At 56.0% G+C, this 17,345-nt stretch carries 16 protein-coding genes; 9 read left to right on the top strand and 7 right to left on the bottom strand.

All coding sequences use genetic code 11. From position 1 onward, the window contains the following. Nucleotides 1-348 precede the first annotated feature (348 nt). Both ACFE7X_RS11880 and ACFE7X_RS11875 read left to right on the top strand, forming a co-directional pair. Entirely contained in the window at nucleotides 349-1,266 is a 918-nt protein-coding gene (locus ACFE7X_RS11880; RefSeq protein ID WP_375435886.1) for a CorA family divalent cation transporter, read from the top strand. Between the two features lie 32 nt (nucleotides 1,267-1,298). Next, nucleotides 1,299-2,039: a hypothetical protein gene (locus tag ACFE7X_RS11875; RefSeq protein WP_375435885.1), complete on the top strand. Its 741-nt coding sequence runs from the start codon at nucleotides 1,299-1,301 to the stop codon at nucleotides 2,037-2,039. A 210-nt stretch (nucleotides 2,040-2,249) separates the two neighbouring features. On the opposite strand, the gene arfB is transcribed toward ACFE7X_RS11875, so the two are convergent. The 3 genes from arfB to ACFE7X_RS11860 all read right to left on the bottom strand — a co-directional run bounded on the left by arfB (nucleotide 2,250) and on the right by ACFE7X_RS11860 (nucleotide 4,318). Beyond that, nucleotides 2,250-2,657 (bottom strand): alternative ribosome rescue aminoacyl-tRNA hydrolase ArfB, encoded by a 408-nt coding sequence (gene arfB / locus ACFE7X_RS11870; protein WP_375435884.1) that lies wholly within the window; start codon nucleotides 2,655-2,657, stop codon nucleotides 2,250-2,252. 263 nt (nucleotides 2,658-2,920) lie between these two features. Further along, nucleotides 2,921-3,661, bottom strand: coding sequence for a PA2169 family four-helix-bundle protein (locus tag ACFE7X_RS11865; protein WP_375435883.1), 741 nt, complete (start codon nucleotides 3,659-3,661; stop codon nucleotides 2,921-2,923). A gap of 225 nt (nucleotides 3,662-3,886) precedes the next feature. Further along, nucleotides 3,887-4,318, bottom strand: coding sequence for a hypothetical protein (locus tag ACFE7X_RS11860; RefSeq protein ID WP_375435882.1), 432 nt, complete (start codon nucleotides 4,316-4,318; stop codon nucleotides 3,887-3,889). Between the two features lie 169 nt (nucleotides 4,319-4,487). Between ACFE7X_RS11860 and ACFE7X_RS11855 the strand changes: the two genes are divergently transcribed. The 4 genes from ACFE7X_RS11855 (at nucleotide 4,488) to ACFE7X_RS11840 (ending at nucleotide 10,448) form a co-directional block, all read left to right on the top strand. Beyond that, a complete protein-coding gene (locus ACFE7X_RS11855) occupies nucleotides 4,488-6,542 on the top strand; it encodes a M13 family metallopeptidase (RefSeq protein ID WP_375435881.1) in 2,055 nt (684 codons plus the stop codon). 5 nt (nucleotides 6,543-6,547) lie between these two features. Beyond that, nucleotides 6,548-6,955 carry an ACT domain-containing protein gene (locus tag ACFE7X_RS11850; protein WP_375435880.1) on the top strand — a complete coding sequence of 136 codons (408 nt, stop codon included), beginning with the start codon at nucleotides 6,548-6,550 and terminating at the stop codon, nucleotides 6,953-6,955. Between the two features lie 162 nt (nucleotides 6,956-7,117). Next, nucleotides 7,118-8,884 carry a hypothetical protein gene (locus ACFE7X_RS11845; protein ID WP_375435879.1) on the top strand — a complete coding sequence of 589 codons (1,767 nt, stop codon included), beginning with the start codon at nucleotides 7,118-7,120 and terminating at the stop codon, nucleotides 8,882-8,884. A 226-nt stretch (nucleotides 8,885-9,110) separates the two neighbouring features. Beyond that, the gene (locus tag ACFE7X_RS11840) at nucleotides 9,111-10,448 is read left to right on the top strand and encodes a phosphatase PAP2 family protein (protein WP_375435878.1); all 1,338 of its coding nucleotides are present in this window, start codon (nucleotides 9,111-9,113) and stop codon (nucleotides 10,446-10,448) included. A gap of 24 nt (nucleotides 10,449-10,472) precedes the next feature. On the opposite strand, the gene ACFE7X_RS11835 is transcribed toward ACFE7X_RS11840, so the two are convergent. Beyond that, nucleotides 10,473-10,955, bottom strand: a complete 483-nt coding sequence (locus ACFE7X_RS11835) for a nuclear transport factor 2 family protein (protein ID WP_375435877.1) — start codon at nucleotides 10,953-10,955, stop codon at nucleotides 10,473-10,475. Nucleotides 10,956-11,083: 128 nt separating this feature from the next. Next, on the bottom strand, nucleotides 11,084-11,989 hold the full coding sequence (locus tag ACFE7X_RS11830; protein WP_375435876.1) for an SDR family NAD(P)-dependent oxidoreductase: 906 nt from the start codon (nucleotides 11,987-11,989) through the stop codon (nucleotides 11,084-11,086). A 174-nt stretch (nucleotides 11,990-12,163) separates the two neighbouring features. On the opposite strand from ACFE7X_RS11830, the gene ACFE7X_RS11825 reads away from it, so the two are divergent. Beyond that, entirely contained in the window at nucleotides 12,164-12,589 is a 426-nt protein-coding gene (locus tag ACFE7X_RS11825) for a winged helix-turn-helix transcriptional regulator (RefSeq protein WP_375435875.1), read from the top strand. Between the two features lie 109 nt (nucleotides 12,590-12,698). After that, nucleotides 12,699-13,415, top strand: coding sequence for a head GIN domain-containing protein (locus tag ACFE7X_RS11820; RefSeq protein WP_375435874.1), 717 nt, complete (start codon nucleotides 12,699-12,701; stop codon nucleotides 13,413-13,415). 110 nt (nucleotides 13,416-13,525) lie between these two features. Here ACFE7X_RS11820 and ACFE7X_RS11815 read toward each other — a convergent pair whose 3' ends face one another. Both ACFE7X_RS11815 and ACFE7X_RS11810 read right to left on the bottom strand, forming a co-directional pair. After that, nucleotides 13,526-15,295: a PA14 domain-containing protein gene (locus tag ACFE7X_RS11815; protein ID WP_375435873.1), complete on the bottom strand. Its 1,770-nt coding sequence runs from the start codon at nucleotides 15,293-15,295 to the stop codon at nucleotides 13,526-13,528. 295 nt (nucleotides 15,296-15,590) lie between these two features. After that, nucleotides 15,591-16,154 (bottom strand): hypothetical protein, encoded by a 564-nt coding sequence (locus tag ACFE7X_RS11810; protein ID WP_375435872.1) that lies wholly within the window; start codon nucleotides 16,152-16,154, stop codon nucleotides 15,591-15,593. 158 nt (nucleotides 16,155-16,312) lie between these two features. Here ACFE7X_RS11810 and ACFE7X_RS11805 point away from each other — a divergent pair, with 158 nt between their 5' ends. Continuing rightward, nucleotides 16,313-17,257, top strand: coding sequence for a 3-oxoacyl-ACP synthase III family protein (locus ACFE7X_RS11805; RefSeq protein WP_375435871.1), 945 nt, complete (start codon nucleotides 16,313-16,315; stop codon nucleotides 17,255-17,257). The last annotated feature ends 88 nt before the right edge of the window (nucleotides 17,258-17,345 follow it).

The following is a 17,345-nucleotide window of genomic DNA, read 5'->3' as shown; positions in this document are numbered from 1 at the left end:
TCCTCTTGATAAGAAATCAAAGGCCGGCGCGTAGGAAATATAGTTCTAACATCAACGCAGACAGAAAGTTAAGTGCCGAGCTTACGTCAGACCAGCGCAAGCTCAACACTTGCAATCCATACTCAAGTGCTTGAGAAACCTGAACTTCGGGCTTGGCTTACACGGGTCTACGCCCAAGGGCTGCCGAACCAAGAACCACCGGAATAGCCTGCCGCCGGGCGCTTTGCGGGTGGACCGCAACGGAAAGCTTCGCGCCATTGGTCAACTCTTCCGCCGCCCCAAGCCGTATGTAGTAAACGCAAGCCGGCCAGAACCTACACGATGCCGTGCACCGACTGCTTTTTGTATATGATTGAAAATCTTCTCACGCGGCAAGAAGCCGACTTTGCCTGGCTCGACATCACTAGCCCCACTGCGGCCGAGCTGCAAGCCGTGGCCGAGCAGTACGACCTCCCCGACTCCTTGGTGCGCGACTGTTTGGAACCCACGCACCTGCCCAAGTTCGAAGCCACCAACGGCTTGAACTTCGTTATTCTGCGGGTGTTCAGCATGCCCGAAAACAGCCAGGCCGACACCATCCAGGAGCTCACCACCAAGATTGCTATTTTCTACACTTCCAAATACTTAATTACGGTACACCGGCGGCCTCATCCGGTATTAAGTGCCCTGAAAAATGTAGCCCGCGCCCCCGGCGAAGAATGCGACTCGCCCGTGGAGGTGGCCATTCATATTGTGCGCTATGCTCTCAATAGCTATGTGCAACCCGCCATGCTCCTTACGAAAGAGCTGGACGACTACGAAACCGAAATATTCCTGAAGCAGGAAGTGCCCAATGCCCTCCAAGGTCTATACTTTCTGAAACGCAAGGCCTCGGCCGCCAAACAGTTGCTCTTGCTCACGCGCGACATCCTGATCATGCTGCGGCGGCAAACGGCGGCCAATACCACCGATAGCACGCTGCTGCAAGACACGCAGGATTTGCAAGTGAAAGTGGAAACCCTCTATCAGCAACTCGACGGAGGCGCTACCAACCTTATGAACCTGTACCTCTCGTTGTCGTCGCAGCGCACCAATGAGGCCATGCGGGTACTAACGGTATTCTCCGCTTTTTTCCTGCCCCTCACCTTTATTGCGGGTATCTACGGCATGAACTTCGAGTACATGCCCGAGCTAACCTGGAAGTTTGGCTATCCGGTAGCCATGGTGAGTATGGTGGTGATATCCGTCGGGATTTATATGTGGTTCAAGCGCAAAGGCTGGATTTAACGTTCGTGTTCAGAGCCTTTAACGCCGCTGGTATGCTGCTTTTTAACTTTTCGCGCCGAGGCGTTGCCCGTCGGCTCCTATTGCTAGCCCAGTTAATGGCTGTCGGCGGGTGGCTGGTAGGCTGCGCTGCGGTGGGACACCTGCCAAATCTGGAGCCCGGCAACTACCAGTTTTTCCGCACCAATGACCCGGCTCTGGCGGCTACTATCGGTAAGGAGCGAGCCGTGTATGTGGAGCAGAAGCATGATTCCCTGGCGTTTCTCTTGCAGCCGCCGAACGGTACGCCGCGCCGCTTCAATTATCCGTTGCACCGGGGTCAGCACGTCATTTTGCTGGATGGCAAATTTGACCTCGATGTCTTTACCATTCCTTTCAAAGCGCGTCCGCCCCAGGGGCCCGTACCCGTGCAGCTCAATACCAACTTCAACGCCGCGCTTTATTTCGGCCGCCGCCTCGATTTCTACCACGTCAATAGCCGCCTGTTGCTGAATGGTCAGCAGCAACCGCAGGTCCGGACGGTAGGCTTAGGATACGGGCTGTTCACAGGCCTGGGCTCCACCATCATCAACCCCGATGTTACCAACCAGCAAGCCCGCATAGCTGAGTATGAAGGCTTTGTGGTACACGTTGGGGCCGCGGCTATTTATGATGCTCGCATTTTCAACTTGGGGCTAGCCATCGGGGCCGATCAGCTACTCGGCCCCGATGGCCCCAACTGGGTTTATCAGCGCAAGCCTTGGTTCGGCGTATTGTTCGGGTTGGATTTAAATTGAGAGTTGCTAATCAAACCAACAGGAATATTCACTCTTAATGCGTCTTGGCGTGTATTGCCGTTGCCAAACTACCCGTCATGCTGCGCGGAGTGGAAGCATCTTGCCAGGGTAGTAAACCCTAACGCTTGCGCACCGATTCGAGCGAGATGCTTGGGCGAGCGGACGCCACATCAAGCAGGGCACTTAGCTTGGCAACACCCGCGACGGAAGCTAAAAATTCAGCTTGCCCCGATTCGCCTTTTTCTCGCCGTGCTTTTTCTTGGATTCTAGCCGCTGACGAACGGCGCCTTTGCTTGGCTTGGTGACTTTGCGGGGCTTGGGTTTGTGCAGAGCTTTGGCTAGCATCTCATGAAACTTACGCAGCGCAATTTCGCGGTTGCGCAGCTGGCTCCGGTCTTCCTGGGCTACCACCAGCAGTTTGCCTTCCGCCGTGAGCTTCGAGGCGAGCTTTTGTTGCAGTGTTTGCTTCTGCTCGTCGGAAAGCAGTTCGGAATCCATTAGGCGGAAGCGCAACTCCACGCGGGACTCCACTTTGTTCACGTTCTGGCCGCCAGGACCACTGCTCCGGCTGGTTTGAAACTCTAGTTCGGGTAGGAAATCAGTAGCGGGAGGCAGCATTCAGCAAGCAATAATAGATGCGCGAAAGAGCGGAAGATATAGAACACAAGGCACACTTGCAGATGTGACAGGATTCACAAGCCGCTTGTCCTTCCGACCGGAAGGAGGAATCTGAGTGAAGTCTTTCAACGAATCAAGTCAGATTCCTCCTGCGTCGGAAGGACAAGCGGCTTGTGGGTTATACAGCAACGAAAAGCCCCGCCAAGAGCGCACCACTACGTGCCACTCCCAACGGGGTTTCGTGTATTTGGAAGCGGACCGCTTTACAGCTTGCCGTCCATTTTCTGCAATTCTTTGTACGTTTTCTGCGACTGAGCGTACTGGCGTTCCACTTCCAAACGTAGAGGCCCGGCCAAAGTATTGTCGCTGAGAGCTTCTTCGTAGGCTTTTATGGCCCACTCTTCCCCGTAGATATTAGAACCCAGGATGGCTTTTTCATCGGCGCCCGTAACGGCAGCTTTCGTGTCCATCCAAGCTCGGTAGAGCTTGCCTTTCAACGTAGTGCCGCTTTCCTCGCTCCCCTCCTGCTGGCGCAGGTACGTGTTGAGCTTAGTAGCGAACTTCTGGCTCTGGCTTACGAGCTGCTTGTAATAGCCTTGCAGCTTTGCGTCCTGGCTTTCATCAACGGCGCGCTGGTAGCCTTCAATCCGGTCATTGACGAAAAGCAACAACTCGTGCAAAGTGGCCGCTTGCCCAGTTGATTTAGACTTGCGGCTGCGCACTGCCAGATAGCCTACGCCCGCAGCTAGCAAAGCCCCACCAACAACTTTCTGCGTGGTACTGAGCTTGTTGACCTTCGACAAAGCGCCGGTGCCAGCATCTTTGAGAGACTTTGGCAGTTGAATCTGGGTGAGCATGTCGCCCATGCTGCCCTGGTTCAGCCACTGCTTGGCTTGATCGACCAGTTTCCCAGCACCGTTGCTGTCCGAGGTATTATCTGAATTGGCGTGACTAGCGTTGAAAGAGTCGTTGCCGGCTGAATTCGGTTGCTTAGGTTGTTTCATGGTGGAGATGCGTGAGATAAGATGACGTAAAACTCTTGCGCCATACGCTGTTCGGCCTCAATGAGTTAGGTTGAGCTTGCATTAAATGGTAACAAATTCATCACAATCGCTTCACAGTTAAGCCGGTGGGCTACTTCATATTATTCGCAAGACCACCCGCTGGGTTTGGCTATTAGCTCTACCCCTCCTACTGCACCAAGGTGTGCCAGCAACCCGCTTCACCACTCACAAAAGTTTCCACAGCAACCAGCCCAGCAGTCCACTCCGGGCGGTCCAGGCCAGGGTGCGGACCCAGTTGGTGCGCACCAGCCCGTCGATGGCCACGTAGTCGTAGCCGTGGGCCAGGCGATTGTGGAACGGCACGGAGATAAAGAAAGTGGCCGCCCAAATCAGCAGCACCAACGCTAGGCTCCACCACACGGCCGTGCCTAGTGCGCGGCCCTGCCAGGCCAGCCACGCCGCCAGCCCCAGTTCCAGCACCATCGGGGCCATTACCACCCAACCGATGCGGTTGGAATGCTGCTGGTGAAAGGCTACGAACTTATCGGGAGCCACCTGGGCGAAACTCGGATAATGCACCACTTGCACCGTCCAGATTAGGCCCGTGAGGTAAACAGCCAGCGCGAAATTGAGGAGTAAGAGCAGCTTGAGCGACATAGTATGCAACCTAACGGACGTTTTCGGTACCTGTTAGCGTTTCCTAGCTGATTCATTCGGAAACTTCTACCGGGCTATACGGTCCAGTTCAGCGTGATTCGGCGAAAACCTAGCTGGTCTGCCAAAGACCTGTTAGGTTACAGCTATGTTTAGTTCAACTCTCCCTTTCATGAAAACCTTTCCTTTGCGCCCCTGGCTGCTAGCCGCCCCGGCGCTGCTCCTGGTCTTGGCCAGCTGCCAGCCGGGTAACAAACCCGGCGCCGGCCAGCCCGACCTGGTTCAAGCCAACCTCGACACTACCGTGCGCCCCGGCGACGACTTTTTTATGTACGCCAACGGTACTTGGTTGAAGAAGCACCCGATTCCGGCCTCGGAAAGCAGTTGGGGTATTGGCAAGGAAGTGCAGGACGAAGTGTACGCTCGGCTGCGGACCCTCAACGAGGAAGCTGCTAAAACCAAAGCCGCGGCCGGCACCACCCAGCAGAAGATCGGGGACTTTTGGGCTACCGGCATGGACTCGGTAACAACTGACAAGCAAGGCATTGCGCCGCTCAAGCCGGAGCTAGACCGCCTCGCCGCCCTGCGCACTCCGGCCGATGTGCAAGCCGCTATTGCCCGCCTGATTCCGCTGAACGTGAATGCCCTGATTGGCCCCTACGTGAGCCAAGACAGCAAAAACAGCGAGAAGATGGCGCTCTACCTCTACCAGGCCGGCTTGGGCTTGCCGAACCGCGACTACTACTTCAACAAAGACAAGCGCACGGCTAATATCCGCAAAGAGTACGGCGGGCACGTAGCCAAGATGTTGGAGCTGATGGGCGAAGATGCCGCCACCGCCCAACGCCACAGCGCCCAAATAGTGAAGCTGGAAACCGCTTTGGCTGGTTCGTCGCGCAAGCTGGAAGCCCTGCGCGACCCGTACGCCAACTACAACAAGATGGCCGTGGCCGACCTCAACAAGCTCACGCCTGGCCTCGACTGGAAAGCGTGGCTCTCGCAGATGGAGCTAGCCAAAGTGGATACCGTGCTTGTGGGCCAGCCCGAGTTCTATCGCGAAGCTGGCCGCCTGCTGCGCACCACGCCCGTCGAAGACTGGAAAGCCTACTTGCAGTGGCAGCTGCTGCACACCTACGCCGACTACCTCAGCCGGCCCATCGACAACGAAAACTTCCGCTTCTACGGCACCGTGCTACAAGGTCGCAAAGAGCAGCGTGCCCGCTGGAAACGGGTGCTTGATGAGGAAGAAGATGCCATGGGCGAAGCCTTGGGCCAGTTGTTTGTGAAGGAATATTTCTCGCCCGAAACCAAAGCCCGCTACGCCAAGCTAACCGAGAACGTGGTAGCCGCTTTCCGCGAGCATATTCAGGCCCTGACCTGGATGAGCGACTCCACCAAGCAAAAGGCGCTGGTGAAGCTCACCAAAATCACCCCGAAAGTAGGCTACCCCGACAAGTGGAAAGACTACTCGGCGCTGCAAATCAACCGCGACTCGTACGCAGCCAACATGATGCGTGCCAGCCAGTGGCGCTACCGCTACGAGCTTAACAAGCTCGGCAAGCCCGTCGACCGCACCGAATGGGGCATGACGCCGCAGACGTACAACGCCTACTACAACCCGAGCAACAACGAAATTGTGCTGCCGGCCGCCATCTTCGCCATTCCCGGTTTGCAAGATGCCAACGCCGACGACGCCATCATCTACGGCTACGCCGGGGCCTCCACCATCGGCCACGAGCTTACCCACGGCTTCGACGACGAAGGCAGCCAGTTCGATGAGAAAGGCAACCTGCGCAACTGGTGGAGTAAGAAAGACCGGGCCGCTTTCCAGCAGCGCGTCAACCAGATTGTGCGCCAGTTCAACGGCTACACCGTGCTGGATTCCTTGCACATCAACGGCAAAGCCACGGCCGGCGAAAACATTGCCGACCTCGGCGGCATCGTCATTGCCCTTGATGCCTTCAAGAAAACCGAGCAGTACAAGAAAGGCGAGAAGATGGGCGGCCTCACGCCCACGCAGCGCTACTTCTTGGGCTACGCTCTGGGCTGGCAAAACCACCAGCGCGACGAGGTATTGGCCCAACGCATCCTCACCGATGTGCACTCCCCGGCCAACTACCGCGTCAACGGCCCCTTTGCCGACGTGCCTGCCTTCTACGAGGCGTTCAACGTGAAGCCCGGCGACAAGCTCTACCGCCCCGATTCCGCCCGCGTCACCATCTGGTAGCCCACATGGAGCCCCCACTGACACCCGGCGAAACCAACCTGAACGCACTGCTCCGCACGATGGAGCCCGTGCTGCACCCCGAGGTCTACGTGTTCTGCACGGTGCCCCCGGGCCACTTGCTGTTGCAGATTACGCCCGTAGCCACGTTTCGCGAAGCGGAAGGCCTGACGCTTATTGTGTCGGCAGTTGAGGCGGCGCAGGCTGGTTTAGCGGCGGTGTATCCTTGCCGCTGGATCACGCTCAACGTGCATTCCAGCCTGGAGGCGGTTGGTTTTCTGGCGCGCATCACCAGCCAACTGGCGGCTCATGGCATCAGCGTCAATCCCGTATCGGGCTACTACCACGACCACCTGTTTGTGCCAGCGGAACGCGCCGAGAAGGTAATGCAACTCTTGAATGAGTTGCGCGGGTAATTCGCTCGATATTCTTGAAAAGCCGCTTTCCTATTGGGAGCGGCTTTTCTTTTTATCCTTGCCAATACTCACCTCATCTCACTGCTCGACAGGGAAGTACAGGACGCAGTGCTGCCGACAATGCAATAGAATTGAATTCCACTCTCGGTTTCGATTCTTACTATGAAAAGAAGTTTTCTCCTGATTGTTACCAGCCTGGTATACGGCTTAAGCACCACGTGGGCGCAGCAGCTACCGAGCAGCCAAGTTATACCGGCAACCCGCCCGGCCTCATTGCCGGCTACTATTCTGGTTCCGGCGTCGGATTTTTTGCAGGAGATACCGAAGGGTAACATTATTGCGGATGCCGATGCGCTGAAAGCGCCTTGGTTGTTCAACAACACGGCGTTGGTGCTGAAATCGGAAACCAACTTGATGACGAAGGTGACGGTGACGGAGCCGGGTACGTACTATTTGTATGTTCGGAGCCAGGGCGAGAAAGGCACGGGCTTCAAGGTGGCGGTCAACGACAAGGTGACGGCCGCCAGTTTCGGGCAGACACCGCTGAGCTGGCAGATGGGCGGCACGTTCAAGTTGCAGCCGGGCGCGGTCAACATCAAAGTAACCCGCATCGACAGCGGCCCCGCGTTTGACTTGCTGGCACTCAGCAAAAACGCCAACCTGCGCGAAGCCGATGTGCGGCCGTATCAGCTCCCCGATGACGTGAAGCTGCTGAAGGACTATAGTATTCCGCTTTCTAACGCGGTAAAATTCGGGGACGTAACGGGTGACGGCAAAACCGATTTCATGGTGCTGGAGCCCAACTTCTCGGCCCACGTTTTCGATAACGACGGCAAGGAGCTGTGGAGCTACCAAGCACCGACCGAATACACCAAGGAACGCTCGGAGTTTGAAGCGCCCGGCCTGGTGTGGGACTTCGACCGGGACGGTAAGGCGGAAGTGGTGCACTGGCGCCAGCTGGCAGGCCAGGAATACCTAGTGGTGGCCGACGGCCGCACCGGCAAAATCAAGCGCCAAACGCCGTGGCCCACTCAGTCCCTACCTCACGTCTACAACAACTTTCGGCTGGCCATCGGCAAGCTGCACAAAGATGGACCTAACGACGTGGTGGTGTTTACTGATACGGGTGGCACCATCACTGTCTGCGCTTACACGCCCGAACTCAAGCAGCTTTGGAAGCACACCGAAACCCGCAAGAAAGACAACCTGGGCCACTACGTCTACCCCGTCGACCTGAATAAGGACGGGCTTGACGAAGTGCTGGTGGGCACGCTGTTGCTCGACAGCAAAGGCCAGAAACTATGGGACCGGTTCGACCTGCTCCCCGACAACCACGACCACGCCGACAGTTACAAATTCGGCGACGTGAACAACGACGGCCAACTCGACATCGTGACGGCCAACAGTGAAACGGGCGTGTTCGTGTACGAAGCCATGACCGGCAAAATCATCTGGCAAAACACCGCCGAACACAGCCAGCAGCTTGCCGTGGGTAATTTTCTGAAAAACGTACCCGGCCCGCAGGTGGTGATAGGCGGCCGCACCTACGGCAACCGGACCATCGGCGAGCCTTACCTATCCAGCCAGCTTTATTGGTTCGACAACCAAGGCAACTTAATGAAGAAGTGGCCCGGCAACCCCATCAACGGCAACCCGGACTTCGTGCGCGGCAACTGGCGCGGCGACGGGTCCACGCAGCTGTTCTGGCACAAGTTCCGCCTCAACGAGGCCGGCACCGGCGAGCTGTACTTCCCGGATCCGGTGTTTCACATGTTTGATTTCATGGGCCAGGGCGCCGAAGAAGTGATAACGCTAGCCCGGGGTCGGCTCCGGGTGTACGGCAGCCGCCAAGCCCGCCACAGCAACCAAGACGCCAAGAAAAACCGCGACTATCTGAAAAGCACCGTCGTTAACCACACGCATTACTAGGGTCTATCTAAGTAGGACGCTGTCTTTCCGGCACCGGAGGAATCTGGCTACGATATAACTCGAATTCCTCCGGCGCCGGAAGGACAACGCTGGAGTAGTCTGGCAAGCCGAACCAGGCCATAAACTACAGCCAGACAACTCTTTGTCACATGATTATGTGATATAGAAAAGAGCTGGTAAACAAGTAGCCCATGCTACCTTCAGGTGAAGCAAACACCGGATACGCATGAATACCAAGCTCCTTCTTTCACTGCTTTGTTGGTTGATGGCCACGCAAGGCATTGCTCAACCAGAATCCGACGCAGGAGAATGGAAAACGTGGGTAATTCCGTCGGGGGAGGCCTACCGGCTGCCGCCGCCGCCATCGGCCAAGGCCACCCGAGTTGAGGTGCAAAGCTTACTGAACTTAGCTCAACGGCGTGACTCAGCGGACATGCAACTTGTTCGGTATTGGAGTGCGGGCGCGCCGGGCTACCGCTGGCAAGCTATTATAGACAACCTAACGACCGATTTAGGAGTCGTGGCCCGCACTAAGCTGCTCGTCAACGTTGCTATCTACGATGCCACCGTGGCCGCTTGGAACACCAAGTATGCGTACCGGCGGCCCCGGCCAACTGCGAAACACGCCCAACTAGCTGCTTGTCTACCTACTCCTGACAGCCCCTCTTACCCATCGGAACACGCGGTGGCAGCGAGTGCCGCCGCCGAAGTGCTGGCTTATTTGTTTCCTGCCAAAGCCGATTCGCTCCGGCAACTAGCCAACGATGCCGGCCGCTCACGGTTGTTGGCGGGGGTGGCTTATCCCAGCGACGTAGAGGCCGGCATGGCGCTAGGGCGGCGCGTGGCTGCCGCCGTCATCGAGCATGCCAAAACCGACAGTTGCGACGCTGTTTGGAAGGGCACTATGCCTACGCAAGCCGGCCTCTGGCACGACAAACGCCCCCCTATGGGTGCCATGCAGGGACACTGGCGGCCGTTCGTCTTGGCTTCGGGCCGGCAGTTCCGGCCTGGCCCGCCACCGGACCCGGCAGCGGGCATGAAGGAATTGAAAGAGTTTAAACGCACGCCTGCGGCTATTTTCCGGGCCTTTTATTGGGCTGCTAATACCTATTGGAATGAGGAAACCGACCGGAAGCTGTTTGAAACTAATCTTTACCTCAATGCGCCCCGCGCGGCTCGCGTGTATGCGTTGTTTAGTATAGCAACCTACGACGCCAGCATTGCTTGTTGGGACACCAAGTATACCTACTGGTACATCCGCCCTTATCAGTATGATTCCACTTTCGTATGCGCGTTGCCTGGTACCCCGCCCCACCCGAGCTACCCCTCCGGCCACGCCACCATTTCCAACGCCCGCGCAACGGTGTTGAGCTACCTATTTCCCGAAAACAGGATGCTGTTTCAGCAGAAAGCCAAGGAAGCCGCCGAATCGCGCTTCGAGGCCGGCCTCCATTTCCGCATCGATAACACCGTGGGACTGGAAATGGGCGAAAAAGTAGGCCTTGAAGTAGTGAAGCGGGCCCGCCAAGATGGGGCCGATACGCCGAAGTTGGCTAAGCGCTAGGCAACTGGTGGGGTTGAGGCGCGCTTAGCGGTCCATCGTTCTGGCAGACTCAGCTCTGTATTTTGCCAAGCTTGCGGCGGCCGATTTGCGCACTTTGTTTTGCAACCAACCCGACCAGCCCAGTAGCCAACCCACCGGCCCCAATGCCTGCCGCGCCCAGCGCCAGAAACTGAACTGGTCGTGGTGGGTGCGAATAAGCCCGTCTTGGAAGGTGAAGCGAGCTTGAATGTGGTTGTGTACCAAACGACCGGTTTGGGAAAACGTGTAGTGCGCATCCCAAGTGACAGTGCCCTGCTGCTCGTTGGCTTGAATGTCGTTGTAAGCTAGGCGCATATCCTTGCCCTGCTCGCAAAGCATGCGCCACATCTTGCCTATCGCCTGGCCCTGCAACTGAAAAACAGCGTCTTTGAACGTGGCTTCAGGGTGATAACAGGCGGCCATGCCAGCATGGTCGCGGCGCTGAAAAGCTTGGTAGAAGCGGTGCAGAAGCTGTTCATGTGCGTGCATGGCAAAGACGGAAAAGCGGCCGTAGCCCGGTCATTGTCGGAAACCTAAAGCTGCACAAAAAAACAAGGCCCACCGCATATGCGGTGGGCCTTGTTTTCAGCTAGGCAAGCAGGAGGTGGCTAAGCTGGCTAGGCGGCCGAAGCCCCCTGAAAGGCTGGGACAAACACCGTTTCAGCGAATTCCTGGAGTGTGGTAGGGCTGGTAGCAGCAGCAGTGCGCTCCTCTTTCACCATCACCTTTTCCTCGTTCATGTTGCGGGTCATTTCGTCGTAGAGGTTGGCCATATTTTCGGAGAGGCCGGCTTGCAGCATACCCTGCTTGGCTTGGTCGTAGGGAAACTGCACGTACGGCAAATCAGGACGGCCGATAACTTGGCTAACCACTTGGGCTACCTCCTGCATGGTGTAGTTCTGGGGGCCGAGCACGTAGTGTACCGAGCCAGGTTCGAAACCTTGGGTAAGCAGTTCGGCGGCTTTGGCGGCAATATCCTTGGTGGCTACCATTGGGAAGGAAAGATTCGGCCGCATGGCAGAACCAATGATGCTCATGTGCTGAATGAGGCCGATGTTGCTTAGCAGGTTTTCCATGAAATAAGCTGGGCGCAAGTGTGCTACTTGCAAGCCGTCGATGGCATTGAGGCGGGCTTCCTGGTGGTACAAGCCCAATACCGGACCGGTGCCAGCCGGCTGGTCGGCACCGATGCTACTTAGGTGTACAGCTTGTTTGAGGCCGGCGGCCCGCACGGCTTGCGCTATACTCTCACCCACCTGGCCCATGTGCTCTAGCACGTTGGGAGCCGTTACGTTGGGGGGTATCATGAGAAAAGCGGCGTCCGCGCCTTGCAGGGCTTCAGTTAGCGAAGCAGTGTCCTTCAGGTCGCCGGCTTTGATAGTAGCCCCAGCGTCGCGGAGGGCATCGAGGCGGTGGCTGGGGCGGGCCACGGCCGTCACGCGGTGGCCTTGTTGCAGCAGGGTATGCGTGAGGGCCGTACCGATGTTGCCGGTGGCGCCCGTGATTACAATGTGTTTCGACATGGAATGCGTTGCTTAAAGTGAATAGCCTGTAAATCAGCAGCTTCAACTACCTGCTCGGCGGCCGACTACTACTACAAAGGAAAGTTGCTACCTTCCCTTTAAGCAAGTACCTACCAAAAAGTCAGCTACTTACTTTTTCCACAGAATCACTGATAATCAGGCACAAATATTTTCATGCAAAAGCAAACTAAACAGCAAGCCGCCGAAGTACTATGGCAAACTGCCACCGAGTCCACGCCCTTCGACTTCTGCCCTGTACGCACCACGCTCAATGTGCTTGGCGGGAAATGGAAACTGCTTGTTCTCTCCTACCTCTTACAAGGCACTCGCCGCTACGGCGAACTGCGCCGCCTCACGCCCGAAATCACCGAGAAGATGCTGATTCAGGAGCTGCGTGAGCTAGAGCAGGATGGCATTGTGGAGCGCACCGTGTACCAGCAGGTGCCGCCCAAAGTGGAATATACCCTCACCGAGCGAGGCCAGCGCGTCAGGCCGCTACTAGAAGCCATGACCACTTGGGGGCTGGATTATTTGCAGCGGGAGGGGTGTACCGTTCCGCTGTCGGCCCCGAGTAGCCAGATGGCCGCCGTGCAGCAGTAGCCGCCGGTGCTTAAAGATTTATTTTCAATCAATTGCGTTACTAGGCAACGGTTGCAAGTGAGCCTACATCTTTCCATCCAGATAGCTCACTTTTAACTAACCACTTGCCATGAAGACTTTGCGCAACTTTCTCTCTCCAGTTTTTGCCGGCGCGCTGTTGCTGTCGGGTTTTGTGGCCACGGCGGGCCGCGAAACGCGCCAAGTAGCCAGCTTCAACCAAGTGACCTTGGCTGGTTCGGCTACGGTAATACTCGTGCAAGGCAGCCCGCAGAAGGTGGTGGTAGACGCGGAAGCCGAAGATCTTTCTCACCTCGAAACCACTGTCAGCGGCGAAAAGCTGCGCATTGGCACCAAACAAGAGCAAGGTATGAACTGGTCTAACTACCGTTTCAAAGGGCCCGTAACAGTGTACGTTACGGTGCCCTCCATCAGTGCTTTAACGGTGAGTGGTTCAGGCAAAATGAGGGCAGAGGATGGCGTCAAAGCCAAGAACTTAAACTTAACCGTGAGCGGCTCGGGCCGCATGGAACTAGGTGAAGTGCAGGCCGACGACTTGGAAACGGCCATATCCGGTTCCGGCGACATTTCCATCAGTGGCGGCAAGGTACCGCGCCAAGACGTTAGAATCAGTGGCTCGGGTGGGGTGCAGGCCACCAAGCTGCGCACCGAAAGATGCAACGTACGGATTAGTGGCTCCGGCAACTGCCGCGTAAACGCCACCCAAACGCTGGAAGCTAGCATAGCTGGCTCCGGCAACGTGTACGTAACAGGTGGCGCCAAAGTCAGCAGTTCCACTGCTGGTAGCGGCCGGGTGCGCCAGGAGTAGTAAGTAGTTGCGGGCAGTTAACCCGCAAGGAGAGAAACAGAGAGGGGTTCCCGTTGCGTGAATTGCGCAACGGGAACCCCTCTCTGTTTCTCTCCTTGCGGATTCGTTTTTTATTCGACAATCATTTTTTGCGTACCTGTTCCGTTATCGGTTATCAGGCGCAGCATGTACATTCCAACGGGCAGGTCAGACACCGACAGCTTAACTTCTTGCTGCACGAGGCCCGGTACTGCCTTCTCGTAGCAAATCCGACCGAGGATATCCACCAACTGAAGCTGGCCGGCATCTGCCTGGCTTTGCTTTATATGTACCGTAAAGGCGCCATTGTTTGGGTTGGGCGCAACCGTCAGGGTATGAATATTCTTCTGGCTGGCTACTACAGACTGTGGTATAGGGCTAACAGCCGAGCAGAAGGCCGAAGCAGGAACTACTTGCCGTGCGACGTTGGCATTCGTGCTGGAATATTCTAAAACCAGCACATTGCTGCCGATTCCTTCGCCATAGTGCAGCAAGATGTCATGGAATCCGGCGGTTAAGGTAACCGTAGCTGTTTCCGTTAGCGCACTATGCTGGCCCCCATTGTTAATCAACGCATCTGCGTTGATGGGAGTGGCCTGCACGGCCGCGTTGTCGAGCCAGAGCCGGGCCCCGTCGTCCGCCGTTAGATAGAACGTGTAGGTGCCGGCGGCAGGAATAAGAATGCGGCCACGGAACCGAGCGCTGTACATGTCGGGGTCGGTGGATAGGCCACCAGCCGTGGAAGCCAAGTTGCCCCAGCTGTCATCAGCATCGAAATTCAACTGAGCGTCTACCCGCGTCAACTTTGGCGTGTTGGTTGCAAAAAAGGCCGGGTTGTCGTTGAAATAACCGGTGTAGTACTCGGCAAAGATGCCCCCGGTGGCCGGGCCCCCATCAGGACGAGTGCCCGTGCAGTTTAGCGGTGCAGCCGCGGCTACCGTGAAGGTATAGGCATTCCGAAACGTTGCTGCTCCCTGAGCATTGAGCACTGCCACCTCGGCCTGGTAATTACCAACGGGCACCGTTGCATTTAAACTCAGCTGCCCAGTGGCAGCATTGATGGTAATTCCGCTTGGCAAACTACCGCTGTTGGCCAGAATAAATTGCGGCGTGCTAGCACTCGTGACGGTTGGAACAGCCGAGGTAGCGCTATTGCCAACCAGCACCGTTTGGAAAGCAGGCGAATAGCTTAGAGCAGTCGGCTGAACAATGGCTGGTTGGATGGAGGTGCAGAACTCGGTTGACGGTATCACCTGCCGAACCACTCCAGCCGCGGCACTTTCGTATTCCAATATCAACGAATTGTCTTGGATCAAATCACCGTAGTGAATCAACACGTTGTGCAAACCAGCCGTGAGGTAAACGGATGCTTGCGCCGTAGTCTCCGAGTGGTCGCCCCCGTTGTCGATGGTAGCCTGGCTTGCGGTGAGGTTGGTACCGAGCGCTGCGTTGTCGAGCCACAAGTAAGCGGCATCGTCAGAGGTCAGATAAAGCGTGTAAACGCCGGCAGTGGCAATGCGCAGGCTGCCCCGTTGGCGCAAACTAAAGGCATCAGGGTTGGTAGATGTACCGCTGGCGGTAGGAAGCAGGTTGCCGAAGGGAGACGTAGGGCCAAATAGAACGTTGGCATCAATGCGGGTTAAGCCGACAGTGGTGGTAGCAAAGAAGTTCTGGTTGTTGGCGAAGTAGCCCTTGTAATACTGCGCGTACAAGCCATTCGTGGCTGGGCTGCCGCCCGGATCATTGCCTGCGCACACAGTTGGTTGAGCTAGAGCTTCTAGATTCGGCCATAATCCCAGCAGTCCAACGAGCAGCAATAATAGCTTGGTGCGTTTGAGATAAGTAGTAAAAAGTGTTGACATAGTGAGTTAAAAAAAGTTTGGTATTACAAAGAAGCTCAACAAACTCCTGAACTCAATATATTGTTGCACAATATTTATCTTGTTTATAATATACTAATAGGCTGATTGAAATTTAAAATAAGAAAGTGATAAAACAGCGATACTATTTATGCGGCTGATTATATATATAACTATTTGTAAATTAAACGAGTACTGAGATTTTATAGATAAAGAAGCCTGGTAATACGCTTAGCTACTCAAGCACTACTGTTCGAAAAATGCAAGACCAATTTTTATGGATTCAAGTGAAAATTTATCAGTCGAAGAGTCCGCGCCGCTTACTTGATTTTGTTTTCGTCTTCCCCTTGTCTTTGCTGCCGTTAAACAGGCCGTTGAAAAGCCCGGTCTTTTTCTCTTTGACCAGAATGTATCGCACTGATATGCCGGTGGCAAAACGGGCCCAATCATCGGAATTGAACTCGATGGTGGGCTTGAAATCGGCGGAAACAACAAAGCGAGTGAGTGCTATTTTGTATTCCAGGCCGGCAATGCCATCAACCCCGCCGAAGGCTCCCGTGTCCTTGTTGTTGCCAATGTGCGCCCCTGCGCCGAAATAGTAATTGAGACTCGGCCCTAGCAAGCCGAAATGCTGCTCGGCCAACACGGTGCCCGTAACCTCGCGAGTACCAGCCAGCAACAGTCCTTCGAGTGTGGTTTTGGGCAGAATCTTCTGCTGTACAGTAAGACCATAAAGGCCGGAGCTAAAGCGTAGTCCAGCCGCCGTACGATACTTTTGGGCTAGTGCCGGGCAAGCAGTACCCAGGGTCAGCAAGGCAAGCAGCAAAAGGCTCTTTTGGAATACGGAAAAAAGAAACATCATAATCTTGTAACCAGAGCAGAGGAACTCCCCCCTTATTTCGGCGTTGAACGCGAAAACACCTTGCAAAGTACGGGCCGCTTCGTCGTTTGAGACTTACTGTCCGAGTAGAGTCTCGTACCTTGCTGCTGTTTTCGCCTAACTTCCGACTGTTTTCCTCTGTGTATATTCATCAGGTGGCAGCCTATCTGCCCGACTACGTAGTTACCAACGAGCATTTTACCCGTCTCAATGGCCTTGCCTCCGAGTGGATAATTGAGCGCACCGGCATTCGGGAGCGGCGCAAAGCTGCCCCTGACGAAAACACGAATACAATGGCCGTTGAGGCCACCCGGCGAGCCCTTACCCAAGCCCCCGACTTTGCGGCCACCATCGACCTGATAGTAGGCGCCACCTACACGCCGCACGACACCATTTATACTCTCGCACACGCCGTGCAACGCGACTTAGGAATCAATGAAATTCCGGTGGTGAGCATATCCTCGGCGTGCTCTTCGCTGCTGAACGCTATTGAAATAGTGGAAGGCTATTTTGCCCTGGGCAAAGCATCAAGGGCCGTAGTAGTAGTAAGTGAGCACAACACGGCCTACAACAACGAACAAGACACGATGGCGGGCCATTTGTGGGGTGATGGGGCTTCTACTTTGCTGATCAGCAAAGAGCGTCTTTCTCCCGATGACCTCCGCGTTGTGGAAGTGGTAACCGGTGGCGCCGCCGTAGTAGGCAAAGCCGACGAGGCAGTAACCCTGAAGCCAGTGGAAAAAGGCATTGTTATGCCCCACGGCCGCGACGTTTTCACGCACGCTTGCACGTACATGGCCCGCGTGACCGAGCAACTACTGACGCGGCAGCAACTCACCGTCGAGGACGTAACGTTTTTAATTCCGCACCAAGCCAACCTGCGCATCACCAAAAATGTGCTCAAGCAATTGGGCATGCCTGCTGAGCGCGCGGTATCCAATATCGAGCAGCTCGGCAACACGGGTTGCGCCGGTGCCGCCATCGGCCTCGGCGATACTTGGCACCAGCTCCGCAACGGTAACCGAGTGGTTATTACGGTGTTTGGTGGGGGTTATTCCTACGGGGCGATGCTGCTCGAACGGTAGCTCCACCGCCGACCGGACCAGCATTGAAGTGAAGTGTAGCTCGGCAAACAAACGCAGCTAAACTGCGCTTTCGAAGTGTAGTCGTCCT

This window comes from uncultured Hymenobacter sp., assembly GCF_964242765.1.
In the GTDB taxonomy this organism is placed as follows: Bacteria; Bacteroidota; Bacteroidia; order Cytophagales; family Hymenobacteraceae; genus Hymenobacter.
The sequence above is the reverse complement of the archived record's forward strand: the minus strand, read 5'-3'. Positions and strand labels throughout refer to the sequence as shown.